This is a genomic window from Parviterribacter multiflagellatus, assembly GCF_056863265.1.
In genome coordinates this window covers 313,969-325,417 of record NZ_JBXPIZ010000009.1, presented here as the reverse complement: position 1 = coordinate 325,417, position 11,449 = coordinate 313,969, and the positions used below count along the sequence as shown (strand labels likewise).

General features: G+C 72.7%; 10 protein-coding genes. 8 read left to right on the top strand and 2 right to left on the bottom strand.

Annotated elements, in window-relative coordinates:
- Positions 1-132 (top strand): integrase core domain-containing protein (locus tag AC1UE5_RS20600; protein WP_482927057.1); only part of this gene is annotated, 132 nt, incomplete at its 5' end.
- 10 nt (positions 133-142) lie between these two features.
- Here AC1UE5_RS20600 and AC1UE5_RS20595 read toward each other — a convergent pair.
- Entirely contained in the window at positions 143-553 is a 411-nt protein-coding gene (locus tag AC1UE5_RS20595) for a response regulator (RefSeq protein ID WP_482927039.1), read from the bottom strand.
- Entirely contained in the window at positions 550-2,190 is a 1,641-nt protein-coding gene (locus AC1UE5_RS20590) for a sensor histidine kinase (protein WP_482927037.1), read from the bottom strand. Before AC1UE5_RS20590 ends, AC1UE5_RS20595 begins: the two co-directional genes overlap by 4 nt.
- Before the next feature lie 25 nt (positions 2,191-2,215).
- Between AC1UE5_RS20590 and AC1UE5_RS20585 the strand changes: the two genes are divergently transcribed.
- From AC1UE5_RS20585 to pyrG, 7 genes are all read left to right on the top strand, one after another.
- Positions 2,216-3,076 carry a polyprenyl synthetase family protein gene (locus AC1UE5_RS20585; RefSeq protein WP_482927034.1) on the top strand — a complete coding sequence of 287 codons (861 nt, stop codon included), beginning with the start codon at positions 2,216-2,218 and terminating at the stop codon, positions 3,074-3,076.
- The gene (gene dxs / locus AC1UE5_RS20580; protein ID WP_482927032.1) at positions 3,073-5,046 is read left to right on the top strand and encodes a 1-deoxy-D-xylulose-5-phosphate synthase; all 1,974 of its coding nucleotides are present in this window, start codon (positions 3,073-3,075) and stop codon (positions 5,044-5,046) included. The genes AC1UE5_RS20585 and dxs overlap by 4 nt, the downstream gene beginning before the upstream one ends.
- Positions 5,043-5,957: an alpha/beta hydrolase gene (locus tag AC1UE5_RS20575; protein ID WP_482927030.1), complete on the top strand. Its 915-nt coding sequence runs from the start codon at positions 5,043-5,045 to the stop codon at positions 5,955-5,957. The genes dxs and AC1UE5_RS20575 overlap by 4 nt, the downstream gene beginning before the upstream one ends.
- A 266-nt stretch (positions 5,958-6,223) precedes the next feature.
- On the top strand, positions 6,224-7,015 hold the full coding sequence (locus tag AC1UE5_RS20570) for a TlyA family RNA methyltransferase (protein WP_482927028.1): 792 nt from the start codon (positions 6,224-6,226) through the stop codon (positions 7,013-7,015).
- Positions 7,012-7,866, top strand: a complete 855-nt coding sequence (locus AC1UE5_RS20565) for an NAD(+)/NADH kinase (protein WP_482927026.1) — start codon at positions 7,012-7,014, stop codon at positions 7,864-7,866. The genes AC1UE5_RS20570 and AC1UE5_RS20565 overlap by 4 nt, the downstream gene beginning before the upstream one ends.
- 97 nt (positions 7,867-7,963) lie before the next feature.
- Positions 7,964-9,637, top strand: coding sequence for a DNA repair protein RecN (gene recN / locus AC1UE5_RS20560; RefSeq protein WP_482927024.1), 1,674 nt, complete (start codon positions 7,964-7,966; stop codon positions 9,635-9,637).
- A 102-nt stretch (positions 9,638-9,739) separates the two neighbouring features.
- Positions 9,740-11,437, top strand: a complete 1,698-nt coding sequence (gene pyrG / locus AC1UE5_RS20555) for a CTP synthase (RefSeq protein ID WP_482927022.1) — start codon at positions 9,740-9,742, stop codon at positions 11,435-11,437.
- Positions 11,438-11,449: the final 12 nt, after the last annotated feature.

Sequence of the window (11,449 nt, the reverse complement as noted above, 5' to 3'; positions counted from 1 at the left end):
CGCTCAAGCGCAGAACGCACCGCAGCCCTTGACGGATGGCTCTGGCACTACAACCATCGCCGCCAACACAGCGCCCTCAGCCGCCAAACCCCGGCCCAGCGACTGAACAACCTGCTCGGGACTTACATCTAGACCGCGCGGCTCAGACCTGCGACGGCAAGGACGCCGTCCGCAGCCAGAAGTCGCGGATCGCGCTTGCGGCCTCGATCAGCCGATCCATCCCGAGCGGCTTGCGCACGTACGCGTTCGCGCCGCGGTCGTAGGCCAGCTCGATGTCGGCGGGCGCGCTCGACGTCGTGAGGATGATGACCGGGATGGTGCGCAGGCCCGGGTCGCCCTTGACCTCCGCGAGCACCTCGCGCCCGTCCTTGCGCGGCAGGTTGAGGTCGAGCAGCATCAGGCCGGGCGGCGTGCCGCCGCCCCGCAGGTGCGCGATCGCCGCCTCGCCGTCGGTCTCGACGTGCACGGGCTGGTCGATCCCGGCCTCGCGCATCGCCTCCTGGATCAGGTAGGCGTCGGCGTCGTTGTCCTCGACGAGCAGGATGCGGCTCACGCCGGGATCTTCTCAGGCCGGGCGGCGTCCGGGACCGGCGCGCGGTCGGGGAGCGTGAACACGAAGGCGCTGCCGGTGCCCTCCGGCGGGTCCTCGACCCACACGTGCCCGCCGTGCCGCTCGACGATCCGCCGCACGAGCGCCAGCCCGATCCCCGTGCCCTTGTAGTCGCCGTCGCGGTGCAGCCGGCCGAACATCTTGAAGATCGCCTCACGCTGCTCCGGCGGGACGCCGATGCCGTTGTCGCGCACCTCGATCCGCCACGCGCCGCGCTCGCGCGCCGCCGCGATGCGCACCTCGGGCGTGACGCCCGGCGCCGTGAACTTCACCGCGTTGGCGATCAGGTTCTGCAGCACCTGCCGCAGCTGGCCCGGCTCGGCCTGCACGGTCGGCAGCTCCTCGCTCGTCACCCGCGCGCCGCGCTCGCGCAGGCGCACGTCGATGCTCTGCAGCACCTCGCCGAGCACGTCGTCGAGGTCGACCGTCTCCAGCCGCAGCGGCGCCCGCCCGAGCCGCGAGTACGTGAGCAGGTCGTCGATCAGCGCCTGCATCCGCTCGACGCCGGTCGCCATGTGCTGGATGTAGAGGTCGGCGTTGGCGTCCAGCCGGCCCTGGTAGCGCTTCTGCAGGAGCGTGCTGAACCCGGCGACCGTGCGCAGCGGCTCGGAGAGGTCGTGCGACGCGACGTAGGCGAACTGCTCCAGGTCGGCGTTGGAGCGGGCCAGCTCGGCGTTCGCCGTGCGCAGCGCGCTCGTCGCGTGCAGCACGCGCCGCAGCAGGAGCGCGATCCCCACCATCGCGAGGACGAGCAGGGCCAGGATGCCCCACGGCGCCCATCGCGACCAGCCGCCGACCGGCTCGTACAGCGCCTCCTCGCTCACCGTGAGCACGAGCCGCCACCGGCTGCCCGCGACCGGCTGCGAGGCGAAGAACCGGTCCTCACCGGCGGTCGTCGTCAGGTTCCCGCTCGTCGACGCACGCAGCGCGTTGATGAGCGTGGGCGTCTGGGGCGGCAGCGTGCTGTCGGGCGCGTAGGCGACGATCCGCTGCCCCTCGCCGTCGAGGATGTACGAGCGCGACGTCCGCACGCCCGGCAGCGCCGTGATGATGCCGGAGAGGATGACCTCGATCGACTCGGCCGGCGCCGACGTGACGAGCACCCGCCGCTCCCCGCCGGTGCGCACCGGGAAGCCGACCGCGGTCTCGATCAGGCCGTCGTGCACGTCGCCGAGGCCGAACCCGAGCGAGCTGGCCGCCGACCGCGCGTACGGGGCGGCGGCGAGGCGCCCCGCGTCCGCCGGCGCACCCCCCGAGCGCGCGACGACCCCGCCGTTCGCGTCGAGCACCACGGCCCATCGCGCGCCCGCCTGCCGGACGTGCGCGTCGATCGCCGCGCGGCTGACGCGCGCCCCGCCCAGCTCGTCCGTCAGCCCGCCGGTCTGGCCGCGCGTGGCGACGAGGAAGAGCGAGTCCAGGAGGTTCCGCGCGATCACGGTCCGGTCGGCGTACCGCTTCCGCAGCGCGTCGCGTTGCTCCTCCTGGGTGTCGGCGAGGAAGAACGCCGCGACGCCGAGCCCGAAGGCGACGAGCACGAAGAACCCCACTGCCAGCGACGTCGCGGTGCCGGACCGACGCACCGCCAGATCGTATCTTCCCGGCCTCGTGCCGAGCCCCGGATACCCCGACCACCTGCGCCACCTTGTCGAGGACTACCTCGACGGCGTCCGCTTCTCCGACGACGGCGTCACCGCCGGCCTGGAGGAGGCCATGCGCTACTCCCTCCTCGCGGGCGGCAAGCGCATCCGCCCCGTTCTCGCGCTCGCGACCGCGCGCGCGGCCGGCCGCGACGCGGAGGACGTGCTCCCGCTCGCCGCGGCGATCGAGCTGATCCACACGTACTCGCTCATCCACGACGACCTGCCGGCGATGGACGACGACGACCTGCGCCGCGGACGGCCCACGTCGCACAAGGTGTATGGAGAACCTGTGGCGATCCTGGCGGGGGATGCGCTGTACGCGGAGGCGTTCCGCCACGTCCTGCGGCACCAGCAGGCCGACCCGCGGCATCTCCTCGCGGCGGTCACCGAGCTGGCCGCCGCGACCGGCGTCAACGGCATGGTCGGGGGCCAATGGCTGGACGTCCTGGGGCGCACGGACGACCTGCGCACGCTGCACGGACTCAAGACGGGGCGCCTGATCGCGGCGTCCGTGGAGTGCGTCCTGCTCACGTTCGGGCTGCCGTCACAGGCCTTCCGCGCGTTCGCCGACGAGCTCGGCGTGCTGTTCCAGATCGTCGACGACATCCTCGACGTGACGGGCACCGACGACGCGCTCGGCAAGCCGCAGGGGAGCGACGAGCGGCAGGGCAAGCGGACGTACGTGTCGGAGTTCGGTCTGGAGCAGGCGCGTACACTCGCTGGTCTGTCCCACGCTCGTGCCCGCGAGGCCCTCAGCGTGGCCGCCCCTGCCGGGGCCGCCGAGCTCGAGCAGATCACGGACTTCATCCACACCAGGACCTCATGAGCCGACTCCTCGACCGCATCGACCGCCCCCAGGACCTGCACTCGCTCTCGGAGGAGGAGCTGGCCCAGGTCGCGCAGGAGGTCCGGGAGCACATCATCGACACCGTCGGGGAGATCGGCGGCCACTTCGGCGCCAACCTCGGCACCTGCGAGCTGGCCGTCGCGCTGCACTCCGTGCTCGACTCCCCGAAGGACAAGATCCTGTGGGACGTCGGCCACCAGGCCTACCCGCACAAGGTCCTCACGGGCCGGCGCGACCAGCTCCCGACGATCCGCCAGTACGAGGGCCTCGCGCCCTTCTGCGCGATCCACGAGTCCGAGCACGACATCATGGGCGCGGGCCACGCGTCGACGTCGATCGGCTACGGCGTCGGGCTCAAGGAGGGCATGCGGCTGAAGGGCGTGCCGGAGGCCGAGCAGGGCCGCGTGGTCGCCGTCATCGGCGACGGCGCGATGACCGGCGGCGTGGCGTTCGAGGCGATCCACCAGGCGGGCGGGCTCGGGACGCCGCTGGTCGTGGTGCTGAACGACAACGGCATGTCGATCTCGCCGAACGTCGGCGCGCTCTCGCGGTACTTCAACCGCGTCCGGCTCAACCCGAAGCTGTGGCACGCGCGCGAGGGCGTCGAGGCGAAGCTCACCGACCTGCCGGCCGGCATCGGCGCGGCGTTCGAGAAGCTCGGCCCGCAGCTCAAGGAGTCGATCAAGTCGTTCTGGGCGCCCGGCCTCATGTGGGAGGAGCTCGACTGGGCGTACATGGGCGTCATCGACGGCCACGACACGCGCTCGCTGCGCGCCGCGCTGAGCAAGGCGCTGGACGCCCAGCGGCCGGTCGTCGTGCACGTCGCGACGGTGAAGGGCAAGGGCTTCGCGCCCGCCGAGGACGGCGGCCTGGAGGGCATGGAGAAGTGGCATGCCGCCAAGCCGAAGTCGATCGCCAACCGCGTGCCCGCCCCGAAGGTCGTCCCCGCGGGCAAGGACGCCAACCCCGCGCCGGCGCAGTGGACGAAGGTGTTCGGCGAGGGCCTGGTCGCCGAGGCGCGGCGCGACCCGCGCGTCGTCGGCATCACCGCCGCGATGAACACCGGCACCGGCCTGGATCACCTGCAGAAGGCGCTGCCGGAGCGGTACTTCGACGTCGGCATCGCCGAGCAGCAGGCGATCCTCTTTGCCTCCGGCCTGGCGCTGGAGGGCATCAAGCCGGTCGCCGCGATCTACTCGACGTTCCTCCAGCGGGCGTACGACCAGATCATCCACGACGTCTGCCTGCAGAAGCTCGACGTCACGTTCGTGATGGACCGCGCGGGCCTGGTCGGCGACGACGGCCCGACGCACCACGGCGTGTTCGACATCGCCTACCTGCGGCCGCTGCCGAACATCGTGCTGATGGCCCCGCGCGACGAGGCGATGCTGCTGCACATGCTGCGCACGTCGCTGACGTTCGACGACGGGCCGACGGCGATCCGCTACCCGCGCGGCGCCGCGCTCGGCGTCGAGCTGCCGGCGCCTGACGCGATCCGCGCGATCCCGGTCGGCGTCGGCGAGGTCCTGCGCGAGGGCGGCTCGAAGGTCGCGCTCCTCGGCTACGGCAGCGGCGTCGAGAAGTCGCTGGAGGCCGCGGACGTGCTGGCCGAGGCGGGCATCGACGCGACGGTCGCCGACGCGCGGTTCGCCAAGCCGCTCGACGAGGCGCTGATCGCGCAGCTCGCCGCCGAGCACGAGCTGCTGGTGACGGTCGAGGAGGGCGTGGTGACGGGCGGCTTCGGCACCGGCGTCCTGGAGTACCTGAGCGACAGCGGCCGGCTGGGCTCCTGCCGCGTGCTGCGCATCGGGCTGCCGGACCGGTTCGTCACGCACGGCAAGCCGGCGCTGCTGCACCGCGAGGTCGGCTTCACCGGCAAGCAGATCGCCGAGCGGATCACCGCGGCGGTCGGCGCCGGCTCGGGCTCGGCGTCGCTGTCGCGCGCGTGAGCGACGCGGCGGCGGAGCTCGATCCGCAGGTCGCCCGGCTCCTGGAGGGCGAGCAGGACGCGCCCGTCCCGCAGTCGGTGGAGGAGGTGCGGACGGGCTACGACCGCACCTCGCTGCTGTGGGTGGGGGAGGCCGAGGACGTCGCGTCGATCCGCGAGGAGTCCGTGGGCGAGTGCTGCGTCCGGGTCTACGAGCCGGCGGGGGAGGTCCGCGGCGCGGTCCTGTGGAGCCACGGCGGCGGCTGGATCATGGGCAACCTCACGTCGTACGACGCGCTCTGCCGCGCGCTGGCCAACCGGGTCGGCGCCGTGGTGGCGTCGGTCGACTACCGGCTCGCGCCCGAGTCGCAGTTCCCCGGCCCGGTCGAGGACTGCGAGGCGGCGCTGCGCTGGCTGGCCGCGACCTACCCCGGGGAGCCGCTGGCCGTCGCGGGGGACAGCGCGGGCGCCAACCTCGCGACGGTGGTCGCGCGGCGCGCGCGGGACGCCGACGGCCCGTCGCTCGCGTTCCAGCTGCTCTTCTACCCGCCGACCGACGCGGCCTGCGCGACGACGTCGTACCAGACCTACGGCCGCTCCGACTCGGGGTTCGGCCTGTCGCGGGAGCAGATGCTCGTCTGCTGGGCGGCCTACGCGAGCGGCAACAGCGCGCGGTCGCCCGACGTCTCGCCGCTGCGCGCCGCCGACCTGTCGCGGATGCCGGCGGCGTACATCGGGCTCGCGTCCCACGACCCGCTCGTCGACGAGGCCGAGGACTACGCCGACCGCCTGCGGGCGGCGGGCGTGGAGGTCGAGGTGAAGGTGTGGCCGGGGACCGTCCACGGCTTCATCCGCTGGCGCGGGGCGGTCGACGCGGCGCGGGATGCGCTGGACGAGGGGGCCGCGCGCCTCCGCGCCGCCCTCGCCGCCTAGCGCAACGTCCCAGTCGTCGCTCCCGCCGCGAGGCGCCCGCGAGAACGCAGAAAGAGAAACGGCCCGCTCTAGGAGCGGGCCGCTTCGGGGAGGAGAGATACTGCTGTGGGTCTTGGTTATGGATCACTGAGGTAAGTCTTGTGAGGACCGTGTCCGCTGGGGTGTCGGTCGCTGCGAGAACAAGAATGCACCCCTTGGGCCCGATCCACTGTGCTTTGGGACACAGTGCCCCGGTTTGGCGGTTCCCGTAGCCTTTCCGCCCTCTGATGGCCCGGGTCCGGCTTGACACGCTGCTCGCTGAGCGCGGGCTGTTCCCATCGCGGTCGCGCGCCGCCGCGTCGGTGATGGCGGGCGAGGTGCTCGTCGGCGAGGCCCGCAAGCGGATCGACAAGCCGGGGGAGATGGTCGACGCCGACGTTCTCATCGACGTCGCGGAGGCCGATCGGTTCGTCTCGCGGGGCGGGACCAAGCTCTCCAACGCCCTCGACGCGTTCGGCCTGGACGTGGCGGGGCGCCGTGCGATCGACGTCGGCGCCTCCACCGGTGGGTTCACGGACGTGCTGCTGCAGCGCGGCGCCTCGCACGTCGTTGCGGTGGACGTCGCGTACGGCGAGCTGGCGTGGAAGATCCGCGAGGACGAGCGCGTGACGGTGATGGAGCGGACGAACGCGCGTCGGCTGGAGCCCGCGCAGCTGCCCTACGCGCCCGACCTGCTCGTCGCGGACGTGTCGTTCATCTCGCTCACGAAGATCCTCCCGGCGGTGCTGGCCTGCCTGGCCGAGCGCTGGGACGGCCTCGTGATGGTCAAGCCGCAGTTCGAGGTGGGGCGGGAGCGCGTGGGCAAGGGCGTCGTGCGCGACCCGGCCGATCGCCGCGACGCGCTCGTGACCGTCGCCGCGTGCGCCGTCGAGCTGGGCGCGTCCGTCCTGGGCTTCGCGTCGTCCGGGCTGCCGGGCCCGAAGGGCAACCGCGAGACGTTCCTGCGGCTGGCCGAAGGCGGCCGCGAGGGTGCGGTCGAGGATCTGGTCGCGGCGGCCGCGGAGGTCGAGCCGCTGTGAGCCGTCCGCGGCGCGCGCTGGTGCAGACGCACCGGCGCCCGGAGGAGACGCGCTCGGCGTTCGAGCCGCTGTTCGCCGCCGCCGCGAAGGCCGGGTGGGAGCTGTGGTTCGACGAGGCCGAGACGTCCCGCCACGGCATCGAGGCGCGCCCCGGCGTCATCGTGGACGCCGATCCGTGCACCGACGTCGACGTGTGCATCGTGCTCGGCGGCGACGGGACGATCCTCAGCGCGCTGCGCCGGTTCGCCCGCACCCGCGTGCCGGTCTTCGCGGTCAACTTCGGCGCGGTCGGGTTCCTGGCGACGATCGAGCGGTCGGAGATGGAGCAGGACTTCATCCGCGCGTTCCAGGGCGAGTTCGAGGTGCTGCCGCTCCCGTCGGTCGCCGTCGCGGGGCCGCAGGGGCGGCTCGAGGCGATCAACGACGTCTCGATCCACCGCAAGGTCGGCGAGCGCGTCGCCGTCCTCGCGTACCTGATCGAGGGCCAGGAGGTCGGGAGCGTGCGCTGTGACGGCGTCGTCGTCGCGACCCCCGCCGGCTCGACGGGCTACAACCTCGCCAACGGCGGCCCGGTCCTGGCCTGGGGCGTGGAGGGCTTCGTCGTCTCCTTCATCGCGCCGCACTCGCTCACGGCCCGCGCGCTGGTCGTGGCGCCCCAGGACACGCTGACGATCGAGAACCGCTCGACCGACCCGGTCGACGTCATCATCGACGGCCGCCCGGTGTGGGAGCTCGCGGCCGGCGACTCGATCGCGGCGACCTTCCACCCGGACGTCGCGGCGCTCGCGCAGGTCCCCGGCTCGACGTTCTACCGCCGCCTCCAGGAGAAGTTCGGGCGGCTCTCCAGCTGACGAAAGGCGCACGAACACCCGTTCGATTGCGCCAACTTCGTGACAGAAGTGCTGCAGGGCCCCGAATCCGTCTTGGCGCCCTGGCATGGTGCGGCGCGTGCTGAGCGAGCTGCGTGTCGAGAACCTGCTGCTGATCGAGCGGGCCGAGCTGCGCCTGACCGAGGGCCTCAACGTCCTCACGGGCGAGACCGGCGCGGGCAAGACCATGCTCGCGCACGCCCTCGACCTGCTGCTGGGCGGCAAGGCGCGGCAGGGCATCGTCCGTCCGGGCGCGAGCGAGGCGTACGTGGAGGGCGTGTTCGAGCTGCCCGACGCGTTGCGCGGCGAGCTGGGGGAGCGGCTGCCCGAGGACGCCGAGGAGGTCGTGCTGGCGCGGCGCGTGAGCGCGTCAGGTCGCACACGCGCGCTGCTCTGCGGGCGCACCGTGACGGTCGACGACCTGCGCGAGGTCGCCGCCACGCTGATCGGCTTCTACGGCCAGCACGAGTCCCGTAAGCTCGTCGTGGCCTCCGCGCAGCTCGACCTGCTCGACGGCTTCTGCGGGCCGGCGCATCTCGCGGCGCGGGCGGAGGTCGCGCGCGTCCATGGCGAGGCACGGCGCCTGGAAGGGCGGCTGGTGGAGCTGCGGGAGCGGGCCGGCGCGCGGGATCGCGAGCTGGACCTGCTCGAGTTCGAGATCGCGGAGATCGAGGCGGCCGACCCGTCCGAGGTCGAGGAGGCCGAGCTGCTCGCCGAACGCGGGCGGCTGCGCCACGTCGAGGCGCTGCGCGGGGCGGCCCTGGCGGGCGCGGAGGCGATCGACGGCGAGTCGGGCGGCGCGGACGGCGACGGGCTGGCGGTCGGCGGGCTGCTGGCGCTGGCCGAGCGCGAGCTGGACGGCGTCGAGGGCGTCGATCCGGTGCTCGATCCGCTGAGCGGCCGCTTCCGTGCGCTCGTCGTCGAAGCGACCGACCTGGCCGCCGAGCTGCGCCGCTACGCCGAAGGGCTCGACGCCGAGCCCGGGCGGCTGGAGACCGTCGAGGAGCGGCTGGGCGTGTTCGACCGGCTCACCCGCAAGCACGGCGGGTCGATCACGGCGGTCCTCGAGCACGCGCGGGTCTGCCGCGAGCGGCGCGACGAGCTCGCCGGCGCCGAGGTGGCGCTGGAGGAGACGACGGCGCAGCTCGAGCGCGTCCGGGGCGACCTGGCCAAGCGCTGCGTGGCACTGCACAAGGCGCGCGCCAAGGCGGCACCGAAGCTCGCGGCCGGCGTGCGGGAGCGGCTCGCGGAGCTGGCGATGGACGGAGCGTCGTTCGAGATCGCGCTGACCGAGCGCGAGCCGGGGCCGACCGGCGCCGACACCGCCGAGTTCCTCATCGCGCCGAACCCGGGCGTGCCGGCCGCGCCGCTGCGCGACATCGCCTCGGGCGGCGAGCTCTCGCGGGTCATGCTCGCGCTGCTCGGCACCGCGAACGACGGCAGCGACGCGACGCTCGTGTTCGACGAGGTCGACGCCGGCATCGGCGGCGTCACCGCCCGAGCGGTCGGCGAGCAGCTGCGGACGCTGGCGGCCGGGCGCCAGGTCATCTGCATCACCCACCTGCCGCAGATCGCGTCGCTCGGGGCGCGCCACTTCTCGATCGCGAAGGACACGTCGGTCGAGCCGGCGCGGACGACGGTCAGCGAGCTGACGGAGAAGCAGGTGGTCGCGGAGCTGGTCCGGATGCTCGGCGCGGACGACAACGACCTGGCCGCGCGACGGCACGCGCAGGAGCTGCGCAAGGCCGCATGAACCTGCCGTTTCCTCGCTCCTTGCGGCGTGCGTCACGGTCCGCGTCCGGATCCGGCGCTACCGTGGCCTCGTACCGGGAAGTCCTAGACCTGAGAGCCGCCCATGCCTGAACGCCAGACCAGATTCATCTTCGTCACGGGCGGCGTCGTCTCCTCGCTCGGGAAGGGCATCGCCGCCGCATCGATCGGCCGGCTGCTGGTCTCGCGTGGTCTGTCGGTCCAGATCCAGAAGTTCGACCCGTACATCAACGTCGATCCCGGCACGATGTCGCCGTACCAGCACGGCGAGGTCTTCGTGACCGAGGACGGGGCGGAGACCGACCTCGATCTCGGCCACTACGAGCGGTACACCGACGCCAACACCGGTCGCGCGTCGAACGTCACCGCCGGCGGCATCTACAACTCGGTGATCCGGCGCGAGCGCCGCGGCGACTACCTGGGCGCGACCGTCCAGGTGATCCCGCACATCACCGACGAGATCAAGAACCGCATCAAGCTCGTCGCGGACTCGACGGACGTCGACGTGGTCATCACCGAGATCGGCGGCACCGTGGGCGACATCGAGTCGCTGCCGTTCCTCGAGGCGATCCGCCAGTTCCCGGTCGAGGTCGGGCGCCGCAACTGCATGTACCTGCACCTCACGCTGGTGCCGTACATCGGCCACGCGGGCGAGCTGAAGACCAAGCCGACGCAGCACTCGGTCAACGAGCTGCGCCGCATCGGCATCCAGCCCGACATGGTCATCTGCCGCTCCGAGAGCCCGCTGGCCGCGGACGTGCGCAAGAAGATCGCGCTGTTCACGTCGGTGCCGCAGGAGTCGGTCGTCTCCGGCTACGACGTCGACAACATCTACAAGGTCCCGGTCGCGTACCAGGACCAGGGCGTGGACGACATCATCCTCGACCACCTCGGGCTCGAGGCGCCGCAGGCCGACCTGGGCAGCTGGCGCGACCTCGTCCGGCGCGTGGACGAGGCCGAGGGCAGCGTGCGGATCGCGCTCGTCGGCAAGTACGTCCAGCTCGAGGACGCGTACCTGTCGGTCTCCGAGTCGCTGCGCCACGCCGGCTTCAACCACGGCGTCAACATCGACATCGACTGGATCGACTCCGAGCAGGTCGAGCGCGGCGACGCGCTGGAGCAGCTGCGAAAGGCCGACGGCATCCTCGTGCCCGGCGGCTTCGGCGGCCGCGGCATCGAGGGCAAGATCGAGGCCGCGCGGGTCGCCCGCGAGGAGAAGATCCCGTACCTCGGCATCTGCCTCGGCATGCAGATCGCGGTCGCGGAGTTCGCGCGCAACGTCGCGGGGATGGACGGCGCGAACTCCACGGAGTTCGACCCCGAGACGCCGTACCCGGTGATCGACCTCCTGCCCGAGCAGAAGGAGGTCGCGGACCTCGGCGGGACGATGCGCCTCGGCGCCGACCCGATCAAGCTGCACGCCGGCACGAAGGCGCGCGAGCTGTACGGCGAGGCCGTCGTCTACGAGCGCCACCGCCACCGCTACGAGGTCAACAACCTCCTGCGCAAGCGGCTGGAGGCCGCGGGCCTGGTCGTGTCGGGCACGTCGCCGGACGAGCGCCTGGTCGAGGTCGTCGAGCTGCACGACCACCCGTTCTTCGTGGCCTCGCAGTTCCACCCCGAGTTCAAGTCCCGCCCCGAGCGCCCGTCGCCGCTGTTCGACGACTTCATCGTCGCGGCGCTGAAGCAGCGCGAGGAGCAGGGCCACCCGCACGAGCGCGAGGCGGATCTGGACGGCGAGGTGTCGGCCAGCGTCGGCTCGCACGCGGCGCGGACGTCGTAGCCGCCCCGCAGC